The 22,222-nt window shown below is 72.4% G+C and carries 14 protein-coding genes; 8 read left to right on the top strand and 6 right to left on the bottom strand.

Translation table 11 applies throughout. The features are described from left to right. Positions 1 to 69: 69 nt before the first annotated feature. The 3 genes from coaE to rpsA form a co-directional block, all read right to left on the bottom strand. On the bottom strand, positions 70 to 675 hold the full coding sequence (coaE, locus tag IE245_RS03830) for a dephospho-CoA kinase (RefSeq protein WP_189945256.1): 606 nt from the start codon (positions 673 to 675) through the stop codon (positions 70 to 72). 32 nt (positions 676 to 707) lie between these two features. Then, positions 708 to 1,646 carry a PAC2 family protein gene (locus tag IE245_RS03825; RefSeq protein ID WP_189945255.1) on the bottom strand — a complete coding sequence of 313 codons (939 nt, stop codon included), beginning with the start codon at positions 1,644 to 1,646 and terminating at the stop codon, positions 708 to 710. Positions 1,647 to 1,817: 171 nt separating this feature from the next. Then, the gene (rpsA, locus tag IE245_RS03820; RefSeq protein ID WP_031002689.1) at positions 1,818 to 3,323 is read right to left on the bottom strand and encodes a 30S ribosomal protein S1; all 1,506 of its coding nucleotides are present in this window, start codon (positions 3,321 to 3,323) and stop codon (positions 1,818 to 1,820) included. A 347-nt stretch (positions 3,324 to 3,670) separates the two neighbouring features. Here rpsA and IE245_RS03815 point away from each other — a divergent pair, with 347 nt between their 5' ends. After that, positions 3,671 to 4,510, top strand: coding sequence for a class I SAM-dependent methyltransferase (locus tag IE245_RS03815; protein ID WP_189945254.1), 840 nt, complete (start codon positions 3,671 to 3,673; stop codon positions 4,508 to 4,510). A 104-nt stretch (positions 4,511 to 4,614) separates the two neighbouring features. Next, positions 4,615 to 7,161, top strand: coding sequence for an ATP-dependent helicase HrpB (gene hrpB, locus IE245_RS03810; RefSeq protein WP_189945253.1), 2,547 nt, complete (start codon positions 4,615 to 4,617; stop codon positions 7,159 to 7,161). Here the strand turns inward: hrpB and pgfA are convergent. Both pgfA and IE245_RS03800 read right to left on the bottom strand, forming a co-directional pair. After that, complete coding sequence (gene pgfA / locus IE245_RS03805; RefSeq protein ID WP_189945252.1) at positions 7,145 to 8,293, bottom strand: cell envelope lipid trafficking protein PgfA; 1,149 nt, start codon at positions 8,291 to 8,293, stop codon at positions 7,145 to 7,147. The two genes, hrpB and pgfA, sit on opposite strands and share 17 nt — an antisense overlap. A 163-nt stretch (positions 8,294 to 8,456) precedes the next feature. Beyond that, the gene (locus tag IE245_RS03800; RefSeq protein ID WP_189945251.1) at positions 8,457 to 10,340 is read right to left on the bottom strand and encodes a lytic transglycosylase domain-containing protein; all 1,884 of its coding nucleotides are present in this window, start codon (positions 10,338 to 10,340) and stop codon (positions 8,457 to 8,459) included. Between the two features lie 298 nt (positions 10,341 to 10,638). On the opposite strand from IE245_RS03800, the gene IE245_RS03795 reads away from it, so the two are divergent. Continuing rightward, positions 10,639 to 11,541, top strand: coding sequence for a DUF4184 family protein (locus IE245_RS03795; RefSeq protein WP_189945250.1), 903 nt, complete (start codon positions 10,639 to 10,641; stop codon positions 11,539 to 11,541). 84 nt (positions 11,542 to 11,625) lie between these two features. Here IE245_RS03795 and polA read toward each other — a convergent pair whose 3' ends face one another. Further along, positions 11,626 to 14,337, bottom strand: a complete 2,712-nt coding sequence (gene polA / locus IE245_RS03790; RefSeq protein WP_189945249.1) for a DNA polymerase I — start codon at positions 14,335 to 14,337, stop codon at positions 11,626 to 11,628. A gap of 122 nt (positions 14,338 to 14,459) precedes the next feature. Between polA and IE245_RS03785 the strand changes: the two genes are divergently transcribed. The 5 genes from IE245_RS03785 to IE245_RS03765 all read left to right on the top strand — a co-directional run bounded on the left by IE245_RS03785 (position 14,460) and on the right by IE245_RS03765 (position 22,222). Beyond that, complete coding sequence (locus IE245_RS03785; RefSeq protein WP_189945248.1) at positions 14,460 to 16,748, top strand: FdhF/YdeP family oxidoreductase; 2,289 nt, start codon at positions 14,460 to 14,462, stop codon at positions 16,746 to 16,748. Positions 16,749 to 16,811: 63 nt separating this feature from the next. Then, complete coding sequence (locus IE245_RS03780; protein ID WP_189945247.1) at positions 16,812 to 17,315, top strand: PaaI family thioesterase; 504 nt, start codon at positions 16,812 to 16,814, stop codon at positions 17,313 to 17,315. 743 nt (positions 17,316 to 18,058) lie between these two features. Then, the gene (locus tag IE245_RS03775) at positions 18,059 to 19,297 is read left to right on the top strand and encodes a branched-chain amino acid ABC transporter substrate-binding protein (protein ID WP_189945246.1); all 1,239 of its coding nucleotides are present in this window, start codon (positions 18,059 to 18,061) and stop codon (positions 19,295 to 19,297) included. A 148-nt stretch (positions 19,298 to 19,445) separates the two neighbouring features. Further along, a complete protein-coding gene (locus tag IE245_RS03770) occupies positions 19,446 to 20,375 on the top strand; it encodes a branched-chain amino acid ABC transporter permease (RefSeq protein WP_189945245.1) in 930 nt (309 codons plus the stop codon). Continuing rightward, positions 20,372 to 22,222: a branched-chain amino acid ABC transporter permease gene (locus IE245_RS03765; RefSeq protein ID WP_373305258.1), complete on the top strand. Its 1,851-nt coding sequence runs from the start codon at positions 20,372 to 20,374 to the stop codon at positions 22,220 to 22,222. Before IE245_RS03770 ends, IE245_RS03765 begins: the two co-directional genes overlap by 4 nt.

Here is a 22,222-nt window from a genome sequence, read left to right as displayed (position 1 = left end):
CGTTCGTCAGATCCCCACGTCCCACAGGACGTGATCATCAACGAACAAGATCCACTTTCGCAACAGACCCTAGGCCGTCTCGGCCGCCCGACGCACCAGCTCCTCCCACACCTTCCGCACCTGCGGCTCCAGCGCGTCGAGGGGGCCGTCGTTGTCGATCACGAGGTCCGCGATCTCCAGCCGGGCCGCCCGGGTGGCCTGCGCCGCCATCCGGGCCCTCGCCTCCTCCTCGGCCATGCCCCGGAGCCGTACCAGCCGGTCGAGCTGAGTCTCGGGCGAGGCGTCGACGACGACCACGAGGTCGTAGAGCGGGGCGAGGCCGTTCTCGGTCAGCAGCGGCACGTCGTGGACCACCACGTCCCCGGGGCCGGCGGCGCTCTCCAGCTCGGCCGACCGGGCGCCGACGAGCGGGTGCACGAGCGCGTTGAGCGTGGCCAGCCGCTCCGGGTCGGCGAAGACGATGGAACCGAGTTTCGGCCGGTCGAGAGTGCCGTCCTCGGTGAGGACGGACTCCCCGAAGGCGGCCACGACGGCCGCGAGCCCCTCGGTGCCCGGCTCGACCACCTCGCGGGCGATCCGGTCCGCGTCGATCAGCACGGCCCCGTACGAGACGAGCAGCCGCGACACCTCACTCTTGCCGGCGCCGATGCCGCCGGTCAGTCCGATCTTCAGCATGAGCGGCAGCTTAGGCCCCCGCTCCCGCGACCCTAGGAGTCGCCCTCCCGCTCGGCGAGGAAGCGCTCGAACTCGCGCCCCAGCTCGTCGGCGGAGGGCAGGTCGACGGGCTCGGCGACCAGGCTGCCGCGGGTCTCCGCACCGGCCACCGCGTCGTACTGGTGCTCCAACCCCTGGACCAGGGCGACGAGCTCCTCGTCCCCGGCGCCGATCTGCCGGTCGATCTCGGTCTGGGTGCGGCGGGCCTCGGTGCGCAGCGCGTGGGCGACGCCCGGGAGGACGAGGCCGGTGGCGGCGGTGACGGCTTCCAGCACGGTGAGCGCCGCGTCCGGGTACGGGGAGCGGGCCACGTAGTGCGGCACGTGGGCGGCGACCCCGAGGGTGTCGAAACCGGCCTCGGAGAGCCGGAACTCGATGAGGGACTGGGCGCTGCCGGGCACCTGGGCCTCGTCGAAGGGGCTGCGGTGGCCGGGCATGAGGTCGGTGCGGTTGCCGTGCGGGGTGAGGCCGACGGGCCGGGTGTGCGGCACGCCCATGGGGATGCCGTGGAAGTTGACGGCGAGCCGTACGCCGAGCCGCTCGACGATCTGGGCGACGGCGGCGGCGAAGCGCTCCCACTCGACGTCCGGCTCCGGGCCGGAGAGGAACAGGAAGGGGGCGCCGGTGGCGTCCTGGACGAGGCGGACCTCGATGGCGGGGGTCTCGTACCCGGCCCAGCGGTCGCGCCGGAAGGTCAGCAGGGGGCGGCGGGCCCGGTAGTCCACCAGCCGGTCGTGGTCGAAGCGGGCGACGACCTGGTGAGGAAGGGTGTCGAGCACCCGCTCGACGATCTGCTCGCCGGCCTCGCCCGCGTCGATGTAGCCGTCGAAGTGGTACAGCATGACCAGCCCGGTCGACTCCTGTGCCAGGGCCAGGTCGACCACGGCCAGGCCCTTGGCGTCCCATTCGTACAAATCCTGGGGATCAAGCACGGTTACCGCTCCTCCTCGCGTCTCCCGGGAGAACGTCCTACGGCGCAAGGTCATTCCCGCCAGGGCTCGTTCGGGCCGATGTGGCGGAAAAACGACCGGGGCCCGCTCCCCCGGGAGGGAGCGGGCCCCGGTGTACTGCTAGCGACTAGCGCCGCTCAGCGGTGAGCCTGTTCAGCTCTGGCCGCCGGCGAGCTTCTCGCGGAGGGCGGCGAGGGCCTCGTCCGACGCCAGGGCGCCGGCGGAGTCGTCCGACTCGGAGGAGTAGGAGCCACCCGAGATGCCCGCACCGGCGTTGCCGGCGGCCGGGGCGGCAGCGCCCTCGGCAGCGGCGGCCTCGTCGGCCTCGCGGGACTTGATGACCTGGGCCTGGTGCTGCTCGAAGCGCGCCTGCGCCTCGGCGTACTGGGCCTCCCAGGCCTCGCGCTGGGTCTCGTAGCCCTCGAGCCAGTCGTTGGTCTCGGGGTCGAAGCCCTCGGGGTAGATGTAGTTGCCCTGGTCGTCGTAGGACGCGGCCATGCCGTACAGGGTCGGGTCGAACTCGACCGACGCCGGGTCGGCACCGAAGGACTCGTTGGCCTGCTTCAGGGACAGCGAGATCCGGCGACGCTCGAGGTCGATGTCGATGACCTTGACGAAGATCTCGTCGTTGACCTGGACGACCTGCTCCGGGATCTCCACGTGGCGCTCGGCCAGCTCGGAGATGTGGACCAGGCCCTCGATGCCCTCGTCCACGCGGACGAACGCACCGAACGGAACCAGCTTGGTGACCTTGCCGGGGACGACCTGGCCGATCTGGTGCGTGCGGGCGAACTGCTGCCACGGGTCCTCCTGCGTCGCCTTCAGCGACAGGGAGACACGCTCGCGGTCCATGTCCACGTCGAGAACCTCGACGGTGACCTCCTGGCCGACCTCGACGACCTCGGACGGGTGGTCGATGTGCTTCCAGGACAGCTCGGAGACGTGGACGAGACCGTCGACGCCGCCCAGGTCCACGAAGGCACCGAAGTTGACGATCGAGGACACGACGCCGGAGCGGACCTGACCCTTCTGGAGGGTCGTGAGGAAGGTCTGGCGGACCTCGGACTGGGTCTGCTCCAGCCAGGCGCGGCGGGACAGGACCACGTTGTTGCGGTTCTTGTCCAGCTCGATGATCTTCGCCTCGAGCTCCTTGCCCACGTAGGGCTGGAGGTCGCGGACACGACGCATCTCGACCAGGGAGGCCGGGAGGAAGCCGCGGAGGCCGATGTCGAGGATGAGACCACCCTTGACGACCTCGATGACGGTACCGGTGACGATGCCGTCCTCTTCCTTGATCTTCTCGATGGTGCCCCAGGCGCGCTCGTACTGGGCGCGCTTCTTCGAGAGGATCAGGCGGCCTTCCTTGTCCTCCTTCTGGAGAACAAGGGCCTCGATCTCGTCGCCGACCTTGACGACCTCGTTCGGGTCGACGTCGTGCTTGATCGAGAGCTCGCGGCTCGGGATGACACCTTCGGTCTTGTAACCGATGTCGAGCAGGACCTCGTCCCGGTCGACCTTCACGATGACGCCGTCGACGATGTCGCCGTCGTTGAAGTACTTGATCGTCTCGTCGATCGCGGCGAGGAAGGCTTCCTCGTTACCGATGTCGTTGACCGCAACCTGCGGGGTGGTGGCGGTGGTCTCGGTGCTGCTCGTCATGTGGGAAAGGGCTCCGGTTACGGACAGAAAGTCGTAGGTACTGCTACGCCGAGAGCCCGTATCGCACTGAAGAAGCCGGACAGCTGATGAAGCGCCTTCCCGGAGACCCGGGGGCGCCTCGAAAACCGAGGGGACTGCAACAGGTGCGAGCGCGGCCTGCTCCGTCTGAGGCGCGCAGGCCCGCAGCGCAACCTTTAGCATACGGGGGCGGCCGGACAGGGTCAATGCGCGAAGCGCGCAGCCGGGACGGAAGTGCGCGAACCCGGCACAACTCGTGTCCGTCAGCGGGCCGTCGGCGGGCCTCCGCCGTTCCGTGGCACTGAGCGCAAACTACATCGACGGGCGAGATGAACCAAGAGTACGGACAGGACGACCGCTTCGAGACGGACGCCGACGAGGCGGTGGCGACCCGGCGTGACGCCGGTGACGCGGAGAGCAGCCGGGCCAGCCGGGGCTGGTGGGACCGGAACGCCGACGAGTACCAGAACGACCACGGCGCCTTCCTCGGCGACGACCGCTTCGTGTGGGGCCCGGAGGGGCTCGACGAGGCCGAGGCCGGACTGCTCGGGCCGACGGAGGGACTGAAGGGGCTCGACGTCCTGGAGATCGGCGCCGGCGCCGCGCAGTGCTCCCGGTGGCTGGCGGCGCAGGGAGCGAAGCCGGTGGCGCTGGACCTCTCGCACCGACAGCTCCAGCACGCCCTGCGGATCGGCGGGGAGGTGCCGCTGGTCGAGGCGGACGCGGGGGCGCTCCCCTTCCGCGACGGCTCCTTCGGCCTCGCGTGCTCGGCGTACGGCGCGGTGCCGTTCGTGGCCGATCCGGTGCGGGTCTTCCGCGAGGTGCGCCGGGTGCTGCGGCCGGGCGGTCGCTGGGTGTTCTCGGTGACCCACCCCATCCGCTGGGCGTTCCCGGACGAGCCGGGGCCGGAGGGCCTGTCGGTCGCCGCCTCCTACTTCGACCGCACGCCCTACGTCGAGCAGGACGAGCGGGGGCGCGCGGTGTACGTGGAGCACCACCGGACGCTCGGCGACCGGGTGCGGGACGTGGTGGCGGGCGGCTTCCGGCTGGTGGACCTGGTCGAGCCGGAGTGGCCGGAGTGGAACGGCCAGGAGTGGGGCGGCTGGTCCCCGCTCCGGGGGAACCTCATCCCGGGCACGGCGATCTTCGTGTGCGAGCGCGAGGACTGAGGTCCCTTCGCACACCGACCGCCGGATGTCCGACAGTCGTACTTATGGGCGGGCCTGTGGACAACCGGGCCCGCCCTTTTTCCTTCGCGTACGAGACTGAGTGCGTGATCCGAAACGACGTACTCGATCTGCTTCCCGTCCGGCATGCCGTTCCCGAGCTGCTGGCCGCGCTCGAAGGGCGCGGCACGGCGGTGCTGCACGCGCCGCCCGGCACCGGCAAGACCACGCTGGTGCCGCTGGCCCTCGCGGGGCTGACAGGGAACGGGCCGGAGCGGCGGGTGCTGGTGGCCGAGCCGCGCCGGATGGCGGTGCGGGCGGCGGCCGGACGGATGGCCTGGCTGCTGGGCGAGGGCGTCGGCGGCACGGTCGGCTTCGCGGTGCGCGGCGAACGGCGGGCGGGGCCCGCGACGCGGGTCGAGGTGGTGACGACCGGCCTGCTGCTCCAGCGGCTCCAGCGGGATCCCGAGCTCGCGGGGGTGGACGTGGTGCTGCTCGACGAGTGCCACGAGCGCCATCTGGACGCCGACACCGCCCTCGCGTTCCTGGTGGACGTGCGGGCCGCGCTGCGGCCGGAGCTGGGGGTCGTCGCGGCCTCGGCGACCAGTGACGCGGAGGCGTGGGCCCGGCTGCTGACCTCCCAGGAGGGCGGCGGGCCCGCGCCGGTGGTGCGCAGCGAGGGCGAGGGGCACGGGTTCGCGGTGGTCCACGCGCCGCCGCCGGCGGGGATCCGGCCGGCACACGGCACCTGGGTGGATCCGGCGCTGCTGCGGCACGTGGCGGCGACGGTCCGGGAGGCGCTGGCGCGGCACGAGGGAGACGTCCTCTGCTTCCTGCCGGGCACCGGGGAGATCGCGCGCACGGCCGGGCTGCTCGACGGGGTGGACGCCGAGGTGCTCCAGCTGCACGGGCGGGCACCGGGGGCGGTGCAGGACGCGGTGCTGCGGGGTGCGGGGCCCGGTGGGCGGCGGCGGGTGGTGCTGTCGACGTCGGTGGCGGAGTCGAGCCTCACGGTGCCGGGGGTCCGGGTCGTGGTGGACGCGGGGCTCGCCCGAGAGCCGCGGATGGACCACGCGCGCGGCCTGGGGTCGCTGGCGACGGTGCCGGTGTCGGCCGCGGCGGCGACGCAGCGGGCGGGGCGCTCGGGGCGTGAGGCACCGGGGACGGTGTACCGGTGCTGGTCGGAGGCGGAGGAGAGCGGGCGGGCGCGGTTCCCTGCGCCGGAGATCCGGATCGCCGACCTGGCCGGGTTCGCGCTGCGGGCCGCCTGCTGGGGCGATCCGACGGCGGAGGGCCTGGCGCTGCTCGACGCGCCGCCGGCCGGGGCGCTGGCGGCGGCCCGTTCGGTGCTCGCGTCGATCGGGGCGGTGGACGGGGCGGGGAAGGCGACCGGGCGGGGGGTGCGGATGGCCCGGCTCGGGGTGCATCCGCGGCTCGGGCGGGCGCTGCTCGACGGGGCGGCGGAGGTGGGCGCGCGGCGGGCGGCCGAGGTGGTGGCGCTGCTGAGCGAGGAGCCGCCGCGGGAGTACGGGGACGATCTGGCGGCGGCGTGGCGGGAGGCCCGCCTGGGCGGGGACGCGTACGGGGCCAGGTGGCGGGCGGAGGTGCGGCGCCTGGAGCGGGCGGCGGCCTCGGAGGCGGAGGGCGGGGCCGGGGAAGGGCGGGCGGCCGGGGACGACGCGGTGGCGGGGGTGGTGACGGCGCTGGCGTTCCCCGAGCGGGTGGCGCGGGCGCGGGAGCGGGGCGGGCACCTGATGGTGTCCGGGAGCGGGGCGCGGCTCGCGGAGGGTTCGGGGCTGCGGTCGGCGCCGTGGCTGGCGGTGGCGGTGGCGGACCGGACGGCCCGGGACGCGACGGCACGGGTGCGGCTCGCCGCGGTGGTGGACGAGGCCGTGGCGCGGCGGGCGGCGGGGCACCTGCTCCGCTCGGGCGAGGAGGTGCGCTGGGAGGACGGCGACGTGGTGGCGCGGTCGGTGGAGCGGCTCGGGGCGGTGGAGCTGACCGTGCGGCCGCTGGGGGCGGGGGCGGATCCGGCGCTGGTGCGGGAGGCGCTCCTCGACGGGCTGCGGCGGGAGGGGACGGGGTTGCTGCGGTGGGGGCGGGAGGCGGTGGAGCTGCGGGAGCGGCTGGCGTTCCTGCACGGGGCGGTCGGCGGGGCGTGGCCGGACGTGGCGGAGGAGGCGCTGGTGGAGCGGGCCGAGGAGTGGCTGGAGCCGGAGCTGTCGCGGGCGGCGCGGCGGGCGGATCTGGAGCGGATCGACGCCGGGGAGGCGCTGCGGCGGCTGTTGCCGTGGGCGTCGGGCGAGGCGGGGCGGCTGGACGAGCTGGCGCCGGAGCGGATCGAGGTGCCGAGCGGTTCGCGGATCCGGGTGGCGTACGGGGAGGGGCGGCCGGTGCTCGCGGTGAAGCTCCAGGAGATGTTCGGGCTGGCCGACACGCCTCGGGTGGCGGGGGTGCCGGTCCTCGTCCATCTGCTCTCCCCCGCCGGGCGGCCGGCGGCCGTGACCGCGGATCTGGCCTCGTTCTGGCGGGACGGGTACCGGGCGGTGCGGGCGGAGCTGCGGGGGCGGTACCCGAGGCACCCGTGGCCGGAGGACCCCTCGGCGGCGGTGCCGACCCGGCACACGAGCGCGCGGCTCAGACGGGAGGGGTGACCACCGGCTCGGGGGCGGGCCGCGGCGCCGGCTCCGGGGCGGGACGGCGGGAGCGGTGCTCCAGCCGGAGCGCGAGGGCGAAGAGGAGGAGGGCGAGGAAGGTGAAGGTCCAGGGGAGCCGGGAGACCAGGAGGAGGACGGTGGTGCGGTGGGCGGAGACCAGCTCGACGGTGTCGGCGATGTAGTCCTCGCGCATCTTCACGTGGCCGTCGAAGACGGTGAGGGTGTCGGTGCCCAGGAGGGCCTTGGCGCCGCGGAGCTCCTCCTGGTGGATCTCCTCGCCGTTGACGGGGGCGCCGGTGACGGGCTCGACCCAGAACATGCGCTTCGTGGTGTACCAGCGGGTGAGGCCGGTGGAGGCGATGAGCTCGGGGGTGATGCCCTCGATCGGCATGGTCTTGGGCATGGGGGCCCGGGTCCAGGGGACGGTCTGCTCGTAGTAGGAGACCTCCAGGCCGCGGAAGGTGCGGGTGCCCGCGTAGTGGATGGGGGCGGCGGTGCGGGTCTGGGCGTCGAAGTGGAGGTGGTCGCGCTTCTCGGTGAGGAAGGGCCACTTGAACTCGATGCCCTCGCGCTCGACCGGGTCGCCGTCGACCATCTCGCCGGGGGCGTTCACCGGGTCCTGGGTGTGGCCGTCGAAGACGTACCGCTCCGGGATCTTGGACACCATCCCGCCGTCGGGACCCATGACGTAGGAGAGGGCGTCCCAGACCACGACGTCGCGGTCGGTGCCGGCCTCGATCCGCCGCGACTCCTCCACGTTGCCCTTGAGGGTCTGGACGATGGTGATCTTCTCGACCTCGCGGGACTTGAGGGTGCCGTGGTCGAGGAGGGTCGCGGGGCGGGCCTCCAGGACCACCTCCTGGTACTGGTTCGGCGGGACCTTGGCCAGCCGGGGGAAGGCGTACCAGCGCAGGGTGGGCGCCATGGCGGCGAAGAGGACGGCGAAGGAGAGGAGGACGAGGCCGGCTCGGCGGCGCACGGGGACTCCCTGCTTCTTGGGGCCGGGGTCGGCGGTGAGCAGGGGTCTGGGCGAGGTGGGGCCGTCGGGCGGCAGATCGACCAGGGAGACGAGCAGGACGAAGAGCAGGACGGGCACGAGTCCGATCGCCGCGGCGACGAGGGCGCGCATGTCGGCCTCCCGGCAAGTGATCTGATGGGTCGTCAGGACGGGGGCACCGTAGCAACGCGGCCGTGGGATGAGAACAGCTCGTGGCGGGACGGACCGGAACGCGCGCCGCCCCCGGCGTCCCGGGAGGGGACGGCGGGGGCGGGGCGGAGAGAGGAGGCGCGGGTCAGGCGGAGGGCGAGGCGCTCGCGGTGGGCGAGGCGGTGGCGGACGGCGAGGTCGAGGGAGAGGTCGACGGGGACGTGGAGGGGGTCGGCGCCGGGTCCGTGGTCGGCTTCTCGGTCGGGTCCGTGGGCGACGTGGGGGCCGGGGCCGTGACCTCGAGCGCCACCTTCGCGGTGCCGCCGCCGGGCGCGGTGAGCAGCAGGACGTAGTCGCCGGCCTTCTGGCCCGCCACGAGGCCCGCGACGACCAGGCGGCCCTGGGCGTCGGTCTTCAGGACCTTGGTGCGGATCGGGTTGCCGGCGGCGTCCTTGCCGAAGGACGGGCCGTCGGCGCTCTGGGCGTCGGAGGCCGAGGAGTCGGTGATGACGGCGGTCACGGTCACGCCCTGGGCGAGGGCGCCGGCGAGACGGGCCTCCACGGTGACGTCGGCGTAGCGGGCGCCGGTCTCGGCCGTCAGGGCGGTGTCGCCGACGCGGGTGAGGGCGTCGGCCTTGCGGACCTCGACGGTCGCCTTCAGTTCGGCGGCCGGCAGGGAGGAGCGGCCGGGGACGGTGGCGCGGATGGTGAAGGAGGCGGCCTTCTCGCCGGCGCGCAGGGCGGGCGCCTCGGCGACGCCCCGCGCGTCCGAGACGACGGTGACCGTGGTGGCGCCGGCGGGGAAGCGGGCGTCGGTGGTGGCGGGGAGCGCGAAGCGGACGCTGACGCCGGCGACCGGGCGGCCGGAGGCGTCCACGGCGGTGACGGACGCGGCCTGGGCGAAGGCGCTGCCGGTGACTGCGGTGAGGGTCGCCGTGCCGGCCTTGAGGCGGGCGACCCGGAGGGTCGGCGGGACCTCGACGGGCGTGCCGACGTCCGGCCGGCTCGGGTCCGCGGTCGGCGGCTTCGTCGGCTCCGCGGGCTTCGGCGGCGGGGTCGTGGCCGGGTCGGAGGGCTTCGGCGACGGCCTGTCCTGCGACGGGCGCGGAGACGGCGCGGTCGGCGAGCTCGGCGAGACCGGGACGGGGGACCGGCCGGGGGCGGGGCGGTCGCTGCGGTCGACCGGCAGCTGGCCCGCGCCGTCCGGGACGGTGTGGGCGCCGCGCCCGTAGTACTCGAACCAGTTGAGGACGGTCGTCAGGTACTCCGTGGAACGGTTGTAGCTGAGGATCGCCTTGTCGAGGTCGGCCTTGATCGCCAGGTTCCGGTCGCCGGCGCACAGGTACATGCCCGCGGCCAGGGCGGCGTCGTAGACGTTCTGGGGGTCCTTCTTCCCGTCGCCGTTGGCGTCCTGGCCCCAGGCGGCCCAGGTGGACGGGATGAACTGCATGGGGCCGAGGGCCCGGTCGTGGGTGGTGTCGCCGTCGAAGGCACCGTCGTCGGTGTCCTGGATGAGGGCGAAGCCGTTGCCGTCGAGGGCCGGGCCGAGGATCGGGGTCAAGGTGGTGCCGTTGCCGTCGACGCGGCCGCCGCTCGCCTGCCCGGACTCCACCTTGCCGATGCCGGCGAGGAGCTGCCAGGGCAGGTTGCAGGAGGGGTCGGAGGCACGGATCGCGGCCTCGGCCCGCTGGTAGGCGGCGAGGACGGTCGCGGGTATGCCGGCCGCGGCGGGGCCGGTGACGATCGGCACCTGGGGAGCGGTGGGCGCCACTCCGGGCACCTTCGGGGGGTTCAGCGGCGGCAGGTCCGTGTAGTAGGGCGAGTCGCCGGTCGCCGAGCCGCCGGCGTCCCCTCCGCCGTGCGGGGTCGTGGCGTCGCCGGCACCGATGGCGGTGTCGCCGCTGAGGTTGTCGGTCGGCGGCGGGATCGCCCCCGGGCCCTGCGAGGCGGCCAGCGCCGCGACCGCGGCGGCGACGATCGCGCCGCTCGTCGCTCCCCTGCGCAGGCGGCGGCCGAATTGCGCTGCCATTCCGGAACTCCCTCCCCAGTCGACTGCGGCCCCACGCTCCCCGCGTGCGGCCTCAGGCGACCCTATGCGATGTCCCTAGCACACGACACCACGGCCTGACCGTGTTTCACGCTTTCGTCACCCCTTGGCCTCCCGGCGGCCGGACACGGAGGTCCGCACTCCGGAGACCGGACCTCCGGAGTGCGGCGCCCCCGAACCCCTCGGGACGTACGGGGCGTACGGGATGCGTGGGAACCGCGTGGGCGGTCCGGTGCCTCTTGCACTCGGGCCGATCATGCGTACGACCGGGAGGTTCTCCGTGCCCTTCACCCTGAGCCACGCCGCCGCCGTCCTGCCGGGGCTGCGGCGGGACGGGACCGCGCGGGGGCCGCTGGTCGCCTCCGCCCTCGTCGCCGGAAGCTTCTCCCCCGACCTCACCTACTTCGCGGCGACGGTGGTCCCCGAGGCGATGGCGTTCGGGGACGTGACCCACTCCCCCGTCGGGATCCTCACCGTCGACGTGCTGATCGCCGCCGCCCTGGTGGGGCTGTGGCTGACGGTCCGCGAGCCGCTGGTGGGCCTGTTGCCGGCGCGGTGGCGCGGCCGGGTGTACGGGGTGGTGCGCGGCCGGCCGTGGCGGGAGCGGCGGCCGGCCGGGCTCGTCGCCTGGTTCGCCGTCTCGGCGGTGCTCGGCGCGGTCACGCACGTGGTCTGGGACGCCTTCACCCACCTCGACCGGTGGGGGACGCGGGCGCTCCCCTTCCTGTCGGAGGTGGTGGCCGGCTTCCCCGTCTATCTGTACGTGCAGTACGGCGGTTCGGCGCTGGCGCTCGCCCTGCTGGGCTGGTTCACGGCCCGGGCGCTGCGGGCGGTGCCGGCCGGTGCGGAGCCGCCCGCCGCGGTGCCGGTGCCGGGGCGGCGCGAGCGGCGGGCGGCACTGCTGCTGATCGGGGCCTGCGTGCTGGCGGGGATCGCGCACCGGGTGCTGCGCTGGGCGGCGTACTGGGGCTGGGGCCGCATCGAGACCCCGCTCGACATCATCCCGACCGCCTGCTTCGGGGCGGGCGCGGGCCTCGTCGCGGGGCTGCTGCTGTACGGGACGGCGGCCCGGCTGCGAGGGCGGGGAGCGGCCGCCGGTGCGGGAACGGGAAGGGAAAGGGGAGCGGGAACGGAGGGAGAGCCCGCGGACCGTACGGCGCGCTCCCGTCCGGGCGTTCGCTGATCCCGGAGGCGGGGGCGGCGGGCGGGGCGGCTCCGGTGGCCGCGCCCCTCGGGGAGGTGCGGCCACCGGCGGAACGGTACGGGGTCAGTGCGCGGCGGAGTCCCAGTCCGGGCCGAAGCCGACGGAGACGTCGAGCGGGGCGCGGAGCTCCGCGGCGGCCGACATCTGCTCGCGGACCAGGGCCTCGACGCGCTCGCGCTCGCCGGGGGCGATCTCCAGGACGATTTCGTCGTGGACCTGGAGGAGCATCCGGGAGGCGAGGCCGGCCTCGGTGAGGGCCTGGTCGACCTTGAGCATGGCGACCTTGACGATGTCGGCGGCCGTGCCCTGGATCGGGGCGTTGAGCGCCATCCGCTCGGCGGCCTCGCGGCGCTGGCGGTTGTCGCTGTTGAGGTCCGGCAGGTAGCGGCGGCGGCCGAGCATGGTCTCGGTGTAACCGGTGGCGCGGGCCTCGTCGACGACCCGGCGCAGATAGTCCCGCACCCCGCCGAAGCGCTCGAAGTAGGTGTCCATCAGGCCGCGGGCCTCGCCCGGGTCGATGTTCAGCTGCTGGGAGAGACCGAAGGCGGAGAGGCCGTAGGCGAGGCCGTACGACATGGCCTTGATCTTGCGGCGCATCTCGGCGTCGACCGCGGACCGCTCGACGCCGAAGACCTGCGAGGCGACGGTGGTGTGCAGGTCCTCCCCGGAGGTGAAGGCCTCGATGAGGCCCTCGTCCTCGGAGAGGTGGGCCATGACGCGCAGTTCGATCTGGCTGTAGTCGGCGGTCATGAGGGACTCGAAGCCCTCGCCGACGACGAAGCCGTGCCGGATGGCGCGGCCCTCGTCCGTCCGCACCGGCACGTTCTGCAGGTTGGGGTCGGTGGAGGAGAGCCGGCCGGTGGCGGCGACGGTCTGGCTGAAGGTGGTGTGGATCCGGCCGTCGGCGGCGATCGTCTTGATCAGGCCCTCGACGGTGGAGCGGAGCCGGGCCTGCTCGCGGTGGCGGAGCATGATCACCGGCAGTTCGTGCTCGGTCTGGCCGGCCAGCCAGGCGAGCGCGTCGGCGTCGGTGGTGTAGCCGGTCTTGGTCTTCTTGGTCTTCGGGAGGTTGAGCTCGCCGAAGAAGACCTCCTGGAGCTGCTTGGGCGAGCCGAGGTTGAACTCGTGGCCGACGGAGGCGTGGGCCTCCTTGACGGCCTGCTGCACGGCCCCGGCGAACTGCTGCTCCATCGCCTCCAGGTGGTCGCGGTCGGCGGCGATGCCGTGCCGCTCCAGGCGGGCGAGGAGGACGGAGGTGGGCAGTTCGATGTCGTACAGCAGCTCGCGGGCGCCGACCTCGTCGAGCCTGGACTCGAAGGCGGCCCCCAGGTCGAGGACGGCGCGGGCCTGGGTCATGAGGGCCTCGGCCTCGGCGTGGTCCTCGGCGCCGAAGGCGAGCTGGCCCTCGGTGGCGGCGGCCGGGGCGAGCTCGCGGCCGAGGTACTCCAGGGAGAGGGCGTCCAGGGCGAAGGAGCGGCGGCCGGGCTTGACCAGGTAGGCGGCGAGCGCGGTGTCCATGGTGACGCCGGCGACGCTCCAGCCGTGCTCGGGGAAGACCCGCATCGCGCCCTTGGCGTTGTGCAGGACCTTGGGGCGCTCCGGGTCGGCGATCCAGGCGGCCCAGGCCCGCTCGTCGGCCTCGTCGAGCTCGCTGGGGTCGAACCAGGCGGCCTCGCCGCCGGCGCCGGCCAGGGCGATCTCGGCGACGGAGCCGGTGCCGAGGGCCCAGGCGTCGACGGTGGCGACGCCGAGGGGCTGCTCGCCGTGGGCGGCCAGCCAGGGGGCGAGCTCGCCGGAGCCGAGGACGGCGAAGTCGAGCTCGACGCCGGGGGCGGGGGCCGGCTCGGCCTCCTCGGCGGAGCCGGGGTCGACGGCGAGGAGCCGCTCGCGCAGCGAGGGGTTGCGGATCTCCAGGGTGTCGAGGACCAGGGCGACGGCCTTGCGGTCGTACGGCTCGCGGGCGAGGTCGGCGACGGTCTTCGGCAGCTCGACGTCCCGGACCATCTCGGTGAGGACGCGGTTGAGCTTGACGGACTCCAGGTGGTCCCGGAAGTTCTGCCCGGCCTTGCCCTTGACCTCGTCGGCGCGCTCGACGAGCTCGGCGAAGGAGCCGAACTGGTTGATCCACTTGGCGGCGGTCTTCTCGCCGACGCCGGGGATGCCCGGGAGGTTGTCGGACGGGTCGCCGCGCAGGGCGGCGAAGTCCGGGTACTGGGAGGGGGTGAGGCCGTACTTCTCCTGGACCTTCTCCGGGGTGAAGCGGGTCAGCTCGGAGACGCCCTTGGTGGGGTAGAGCACGGTGGTGCGGTCGGTGACCAGCTGGAAGGAGTCCCGGTCGCCGGTGACGATGAGGACCTCGAAGCCCTCGGCCTCGGCCTGGGTGGCGAGGGTGGCGATGATGTCGTCGGCCTCGAAGCCGTCGACGGCGAACCGCGGCGCGTGCATGGCGTCGAGCAGCTCGCCGATCAGCTCGACCTGGCCCTTGAACTCGTCGGGGGTGCTGGAGCGGTTCGCCTTGTACTCGGGGAACTCCTGCGAGCGCCAGGTCCTGCGGGACACGTCGAAGGCGACCGCGAAGTGCGTGGGCGCCTCGTCGCGCAGGGTGTTCGCCAGCATCGACGCGAAGCCGTAGATCGCGTTCGTCGGCTGCCCGGTCGCGGTGGTGAAGTTCTCCACGGGCAGTGCGTAGAACGCCCGGTACGCGAGCGAGTGCCCGTCCATGAGGAGCAGGCGGGGGCGGGTGTCTGCGGGGTTCTTCGATGCTGTCTCGGCCACGGGACGATCCTGCCACGGGCCGCCGACAATCCCTTCCACACCGGCCGGGGTGCCGGGTTGTCGGTGCCGCGTGACAGGATCGAGGGCGTACGACGCAGGACGATCGCTCAAGGGAGAGCGCGATGGTCAGCAAGCCGCCGGCCGGCGACCCGGTCCAGGACGCACCGCAGGTCACGCCGCCGCAGCACGCCGCCGCCGGTCTGCCCGCGATCGGGCACACCCTGCGGATCGCGCAGGAGCAGATGGGTGCCGTGCGCACCGCGCGCACCCTCCTCAAGGTCAACCAGAAGGACGGTTTCGACTGTCCCGGCTGCGCCTGGCCCGAGGGCGACAAGCGGCACCTCGCGGAGTTCTGCGAGAACGGCGCGAAGGCGGTCGCCGAGGAGGCGACGCTGCGGCGGGTGACGCCGGGGTTCTTCGCCGCGCACCCGGTGGCGGAGCTGGCGGAGCGCAGCGGCTACTGGCTGGGGCAGCAGGGCCGGATCACGCAGCCGATGTACCTGCCGGAGGGCGCCGACCGCTACGAGCCGGTGACCTGGGAGCGGGCCTTCGCGATCCTCGCGGAGGAGCTGACCGCGCTCTCCTCCCCCGACGAGGCGCTCTTCTACACCTCGGGCCGGACCAGCAACGAGGCCGCGTTCCTGCTCCAGCTCTTCGCCCGCGAGTTCGGCACCAACAACCTCCCCGACTGCTCGAACATGTGCCACGAGTCCTCGGGCTCGGCGCTGACCGAGACGATCGGCATCGGCAAGGGCAGCGTCTCCCTGGAGGACCTGCACCGGGCGGACCTGATCGTCGTGGCCGGGCAGAACCCGGGCACGAACCATCCGCGGATGCTCTCCGCGCTGGAGAAGGCGAAGGCGGCCGGGGCGCGGATCATCTCGGTGAACCCGCTGCCGGAGGCCGGTCTGGAGCGGTTCAAGAACCCGCAGACCCCGCAGGGCATGCTGAAGGGGACGGCGCTCACCGACCTCTTCCTCCAGATCCGGATCGGCGGCGACCAGGCCCTCTTCCGGCTCCTCAACAAGCTGGTCCTGGAGACGCCGGGGGCGGTCGACGAGGAGTTCGTACGGGAGCACACCCACGGCTTCGAGGAGTTCGCGGCGGCGGCCGGGGAGGCCGACTGGGCGGAGACCCTCGCGGCGACCGGGCTGTCCCGCGCGGAGATCGAGCGGGCCCTGGAGATGGTGCTGGCCTCGGAGCGGACGATCGTCTGCTGGGCGATGGGCCTGACCCAGCACAAGCACTCCGTGCCGACCATCCGCGAGGTGGTCAACCTGCTGCTGCTCCGGGGGAACATCGGCCGGCCCGGCGCGGGCGTGTGTCCGGTGCGCGGGCATTCGAACGTGCAGGGCGACCGGACGATGGGCATCTTCGAGCGCCCGGCGCCGGCGTTCCTGGACGCGCTGGACAAGGAGTTCGGAATCGTCTCGCCGCGCCACCACGGCTTCGACGTGGTGCGCTCGATCCAGGCGCTGCGGGACGGCGAGGCGAAGGTCTTCTTCGCGATGGGCGGGAACTTCGTCGACGCGACCCCGGACACCGAGGTGACCGAGGCGGCGATGCGCAGGGCCCGGCTGACGGTGCACGTGTCGACGAAGCTGAACCGCTCGCACGTGGTGACCGGCGCCCGGGCGCTGATCCTGCCGACGCTGGGCCGCACGGACAAGGACGTGCAGAAGAGCGGGCGCCAGTTCGTGACGGTCGAGGACTCGATGGGCCTGGTGCACGCCTCGCGCGGCAATCTGCCGCCGGCGAGCCCGCACCTGCTCTCCGAGCCGGCGATCGTGACCCGGATGGCGCGGGCGGTGCTCGGCGAGGCGTCGCGGACGCCGTGGGAGGACTTCGAGGCGGACTACGCGGCGGTGCGGGACCGGATCGCGCGCGTGGTGCCCGGCTTCGAGGACTTCAACGCGCGGCTCGCGGCGAACCCCGGCGGTTTCGCGCTGCCGCACGCGCCGCGGGACGAGCGGCGCTTCCCGACGAAGACCGGCAGGGCCAACTTCACGGCGGCGCCGGTGGAGTACCCGAGGGTGCCGGAGGGCCGGCTGCTGCTGCAGACGCTCCGCTCGCACGACCAGTACAACACCACGATCTACGGCCTGGACGACCGCTACCGGGGGATCCGGGGCGGCCGCCGGGTGGTCCTGGTGCACCCCGAGGACGCGGCGGCGCTGGGTCTGGCCGACGGGGCGTACGCGGACCTGGTGAGCGAGTGGACGGACGGCAGCGAGCGGCGGGCGCCCGGTTTCCGGGTGGTGCACTATCCGACGGCCCGGGGCTGCGCGGCGGCGTACTACCCGGAGACGAACGTGCTGGTCCCGCTGGAGTCGACGGCCGACATCAGCAACACCCCCGCGAGCAAGTCCGTGATCGTGCGTCTGGAAGAATCTCCGCAGCCGTCCGCCTAAGCGCTTGCTCAGCCAGCCGGGCGACGGAAGGATCAGTCGTACGACGACGAACGGAGCCGGGCCATGGGTGAGCAGCAGCACGTGAAGTTCCCGCAGGAGGTCATCGACGAGTACGCCGCGCTCGGCGTGGATCTGCCGGCGCTGTTCTCGGCGGGGCACCTGGGGAACCGGATGGGCGTCCAGATCCTGGAGGCCTCGGCGGAGAAGGTCGTCGGCACGATGCCGGTGGAGGGCAACACCCAGCCGTACGGGCTGCTGCACGGCGGCGCCTCGGCGGTGCTGGCGGAGACGCTGGGCTCGGTGGGCTCGATGCTGCACGGCGGCTCGTCGAAGATCGCGGTGGGCGTGGACCTGAACTGCACCCACCACCGGGGGGCGCGCAGCGGTCTGGTGACCGGCGTGGCGACCCCGGTGCACCGCGGGCGGTCGACGGCGACGTACGAGATCGTCATCAGCGACGAGGAGGGGCGTCGGGTCTGCTCGGCCCGCCTCACCTGCATGCTGCGGGAGATCGGTCCGCTGGACGCGGGCAACCTGCCGCCGGAGGCGAAGCTCGCCGGCGCCTGAGCCGGGCGGGCCGGCCGGACGGCCATCCTGTTTCGCCGGAGGGGGCGGTACGCGGAGCGCGTACCGCCCCCTCCGGCATGCGCGGGACGGATCCGGGCACTTCACGGGAAACCGCGCGCGCGGGTCCCACCGCGCCGATTCCCCTCCGCGGTCACCCTCCGCGCCCCAACTCCTTTTCCCGAATGCCTTTTTCACGCCAGCCCCTCCCAACTCACCTCCCTCGTAGGTACGTTCGAGAGGGGCGGGTTCCAGCCGAAGGGAGCGTGACCGACCGACCTTTCGGGAGGCGGTTTTCGTCACACTGGGTGATCGTCAACGGAGGATGCCGAAAGGGCGTCGAGGCTTGACATCCGTCCGCTCAGTTCGGGCGTCGCGTCCGATATCCGGAGAGCCACCAAACCTCCACGTCAGCACCAAGATTCCCTCAAGCCCCTTAGCGGAACTGCACGTTCTCACGATGTGAACACCGCGCCACGGACCGCAATGCCCGCTTTTGGCATGACCTCTCAGCCTCGCTCCACCCGTCGGCATAACAAGACAGTCACATCCTTCCCTCGCCGCTCCCCGACCCTCCCCACCTGCGCTTAGAGTCACGGCCAGTCACCGCGCCACTGGAGCGGGACCTCCTGCACGGCCTCGTACCACCACGCAGTACGGCCCGGCATTCACTTACGGCACCTCTTGCTCCGCAGCTCCACGGCACCGCCTCGGCAGAGGGGGCCGCGCCTGGGAAAGGACCCTTCGTGCGAAACCGTTCGTTGCTCATACTCACCACCGCGGTCACCGCGGGAGCACTCACCCTCACCGCCTGCGGTTCCCGCGACGACAAGGGCGGCGACAGCTCTGGCGAGGGCGGCGGCGTCACCGTCACCATCGGTCTGGACTCCCCGCTCACCGGCGAGCTCTCGGCCCTCGGCCTCGGCATCAAGAACTCGGCCGACCTCGCGGTCAAGACGGCCAACAAGAAGCAGTACGTCAAGGGCGTCACCTTCAAGCTGGAGGCCCTGGACGACCAGGCCCAGCCCTCCGCCGGCCAGCAGAACGCCACCAAGCTGGTCGCCGACAAGACCGTCCTCGGCGTGGTCGGCCCGCTGAACTCCGGCGTCGCCGAGTCGATGCAGAAGGTCTTCGACGACGCCAAGCTGGCGCAGATCTCCCCGGCCAACACCAACCCGGCGCTCTCCCAGGGCCCGAACTGGGCCTCCGGCGACAAGAAGCGCGGCTACAAGTCGTACTTCCGCACCGCCACCACGGACGCCATCCAGGGTCCGTTCGCCGCGCAGTACGTCTTCAACGACGCCAAGAAGACCAAGGCGTTCATCATCGACGACAAGAAGACCTACGGCGCCGGCCTCGCGGGCACCTTCAAGGGCGAGTTCGAGAAGCTCGGCGGCAAGGTCGTCGGCACCCAGCACATCGACCCCGACACCAAGGACTTCTCCGCGGTCGCCACCCAGGTCAAGAGCTCCGGCGCGGACGTCGTCTACTTCGGTGGCGAGTACCCGGCCGCCGGTCCGCTGGCCAAGCAGATCAAGGAGGCCGGCGCCAAGGTCACCCTCGTCGGCGGTGACGCGCTCTTCAGCCCCGAGTACGTGAAGCTGGCCGGTGCCGCCGCGGCCGAGGGCGACTTCGCCACCTCCGTCGGCGCCCCGATCGAGACCCTCGCCTCCGCCAAGGAGTTCCTGGCCAACTACAAGGCCGAGAACTACAAGGAGGCCTACGAGGCCTACGGCGGCTACTCCTACGACTCGACCTGGGCGCTCATCGAGGCCGTGAAGAAGGTCGTCGACGGCAACGGCGGCAAGCTCCCCGAGGACGCCCGCGCCAAGGTCGTCGAGGCCGTCCAGGGCGTCTCCTTCGACGGTGTGACCGGCAAGGTCTCCTTCGACGAGTTCGGTGACACCACCAACAAGCAGCTGACCGTCTACCAGGTCAAGAACGGCGCCCACACGCCGGTCAAGTCCGACACCTTCGGCGAGTGACCGAGGGCTCCGGCGGCTGACCCTCAGCTCCACCCCACTCCAGCACCACACAGCACCACTCAGCACGATCTTTCACCGCGCGGGGGGCCGCACACCACAGGCACCCCGCGCGGTGTCATATCCGTCGAAAGTCTCGGAGGACAATGCGGTGAACGAACTGCCGCAGCAGCTGGTCAACGGCCTGCTACTGGGATCCATGTACGGGCTGGTCGCCGTCGGCTACACGATGGTCTACGGCATCGTCCAGCTCATCAACTTCGCCCACGGCGAGATCTTCATGACCGGCGGCTTCGGGGCCCTGACGGTCTGGCTCATCCTGCCCGGCGGCACCAGCATGTGGGTCGCTCTGCCCCTCATGATCATCGGTGCCGTGATCGTCGCGACGACCATAGCCGTCGGAGCGGAACGTTTCGCCTACCGTCCGCTGCGCGGCGGCCCGCGCCTCACCCCGCTCATCACGGCCATCGGCCTCTCGCTCGCACTCCAGCAAGCCGTCTGGGCCTTGTATCCCGAGGCGAAGTCCGCCCGGACCTTCCCGCAGATTCCCGGCGGCCCGATCGAACTCGGTTCGGTCACCATCCAGACCGGTGATGTCTTCCTCCTGATCGCAGCCCCGATCTGCATGGCCTTCCTCGCCTTCTTCGTCATGCGCACCCGCACCGGGCGCGGCATGCAGGCCACCGCGCAGGACCCGGACACGGCGAAGCTCATGGGCGTCAACACCGACCGGATCATCGTGATCGCGTTCGCCCTCGGTGCCGCGTTCGCCGCGGTCGGCGCGGTCGCCTACGGCCTCAAGTACGGCGTCGTCGACTACAAGATGGGCTTCCTCCTCGGACTCAAGGCGTTCACCGCCGCCGTCCTCGGCGGCATCGGCAACATCTACGGCGCCATGATCGGCGGCCTCGTCCTCGGCGTCGCCGAGACGATGGCGACCGCCTACATCGACCAGGTCCCCGGCATGGAACAGCTCGGCGGCCAGTCCTGGGCCAACGTCTGGGCCTTCGTACTCCTCATCGTCGTCCTCCTCGCCAGGCCCCAGGGTCTGCTCGGCGAGCGCGTCGCGGACAGGGCGTGAGCACCATGACCACCATCTCCGAGAACTCTCAGGCCCCCGCCGCCACGGATGCCGTCAAGACCGCCGACCGCGGCCTGATCGGCTTCCTGCCGGAGCCGATCGCCCGCGCTGTCGCGCTCGGCGGCTCCGTCCTGACGGTGGCGAGCTGCTTCCTCGCCTGGACCTGGGACCGCAGCTTCCCGGGTGACCTCACCGTGTACGGCTACCCGGCCGGCCTCCAGCTCCAGGTACTGGTGCTCGGTGTCCTGACCGCCCTCTTCGCCCTCTCCTCGTACAGGATCAAGGGACTCGGCTGGCTCACGCCGGCCGGCGCCGACGCCGCCATCAAGTTCGGCGCGCTGGCATCCTTCGCCACCGCCTGGTTCACCCTCGGCGCCATCAGCGTCGAACTCGGCGGTCTGGTCAACCTGGAGCCCGGCGGCGCGGTGCTCGCCATCGCCACCCTGGCCACCCTGCTCGCCGCACTGGACCTGCCCTTCACCCGTCCGGCCGTGCTGCCGGTCGATCCGGAGGACACCGGCTGGGACCAGTTCAAGCATCGGGCCGGCAACGGCTGGGCCTCCTTCAAGGCCGCTTTCGCCGCCCCGCACCCGGTGAAGAAGCTCCCGCCGCTGCCGTCCGCCGCCGAGATCCTGATCATCGCCGCCATCCTCGGTCTGGCGCTGGGCGTCTTCACGTACGGCATCGGCACCGAGTACGACGAACTGTTCCTCGGCTTCCTGATCACGGCCGGCCTCGGCTTCGCCGCGGTCAGCGCCTCCGGTCTCCTCCAGAGGGCCACCCAGCTCACCTCGAAGCACCAGAACCTCACGATCGCGGGTGCGTTCATCGCCGCGGCGCTGTTCCCCTTCACCCAGTCCGACGACCAGTACGCGACGCTCGGCGTCTACATCCTGATCTTCGCCACGGTGGCCCTGGGCCTGAACATCGTCGTCGGCCTGGCGGGTCTGCTCGACCTCGGTTACGTCGCCTTCCTCGGCGTCGGCGCCTACGCGGCGGCCCTCGTCTCAGGCGCCCCGACCTCCCCGTTCGGCGTGCACTTCCCCTTCTGGGCGGCGATCCTGGTCGGCGCCGCGGCCTCGGTGGTCTTCGGCGTCCTGATCGGCGCGCCGACCCTGCGGCTGCGCGGCGACTACCTCGCCATCGTGACGCTCGGCTTCGGTGAGATCTTCCGCATCACGGTGATGAACACCGACGGCACCTCCGGCCCGGACATCACCAACGGCTCCAACGGCATCGCGTCCATCCCGAACCTGAACCTCTTCGGGTTCGACTTCGGCCAGACGCACACCATCGCCGGCTTCACCATCGGCCGCTTCGCCAACTACTTCTTCCTGATGCTGCTGATCACGGCGGTCGTCGTGCTGGTCTTCCGGCGCTCCGGCGACTCCCGCATCGGCCGCGCCTGGGTCGCGATCCGCGAGGACGAGACCGCCGCGCTCGCGATGGGCATCAACGGCTTCCGGGTGAAGCTGGTGGCCTTCGCGCTCGGTGCCGGTCTGGCCGGCCTCGCCGGTACGGTGCAGGCGCACGTCACGTACACGGTGACCCCGGAGCAGTACCTCTTCGCCGGTCCCATCCCGCCCAACTCCGCCTTCCTGCTCGCGGCCGTCGTCCTCGGCGGCATGGGCACGATGAGCGGTCCGCTGATCGGCGCGGCCCTGCTGTTCCTCATCCCGAACAAGCTCCAGTTCATGGACGAGTTCCAGCTCCTCGCCTTCGGCGTGGCTCTCATCCTGATCATGCGCTTCCGTCCTGAGGGCATGGTGGCCGACCGCCGCCGTCAGCTGGAGTTCCACGAGCACGACGAGCAGCCGGACGCTACGCCCGCCAAGGCAGGTGCCTGA

This window comes from Streptomyces roseolus, assembly GCF_014649855.1.
Taxonomy (GTDB): domain Bacteria; phylum Actinomycetota; class Actinomycetes; order Streptomycetales; family Streptomycetaceae; genus Streptomyces; species Streptomyces roseolus.
This window is presented reverse-complemented; position numbering and strand designations above follow the sequence as displayed.

Bases quoted from the DNA above. Each gene is read 5' to 3' on its own strand.
- coaE (WP_189945256.1), bottom strand. From the start codon at position 675: ATGCTGAAGATCGGACTGACCGGCGGCATCGGCGCCGGCAAGAGTGAG.
- rpsA (WP_031002689.1), bottom strand. From the start codon at position 3,323: ATGACGAGCAGCACCGAGACCACCGCCACCACCCCGCAGGTTGCGGTC.
- IE245_RS03815 (WP_189945254.1), top strand. From the start codon at position 3,671: ATGAACCAAGAGTACGGACAGGACGACCGCTTCGAGACGGACGCCGAC.
- IE245_RS03800 (WP_189945251.1), bottom strand. From the start codon at position 10,340: ATGGCAGCGCAATTCGGCCGCCGCCTGCGCAGGGGAGCGACGAGCGGC.
- IE245_RS03785 (WP_189945248.1), top strand. From the start codon at position 14,460: ATGGTCAGCAAGCCGCCGGCCGGCGACCCGGTCCAGGACGCACCGCAG.
- pgfA (WP_189945252.1), bottom strand. From the start codon at position 8,293: ATGCGCGCCCTCGTCGCCGCGGCGATCGGACTCGTGCCCGTCCTGCTC.
- IE245_RS03780 (WP_189945247.1), top strand. From the start codon at position 16,812: ATGGGTGAGCAGCAGCACGTGAAGTTCCCGCAGGAGGTCATCGACGAG.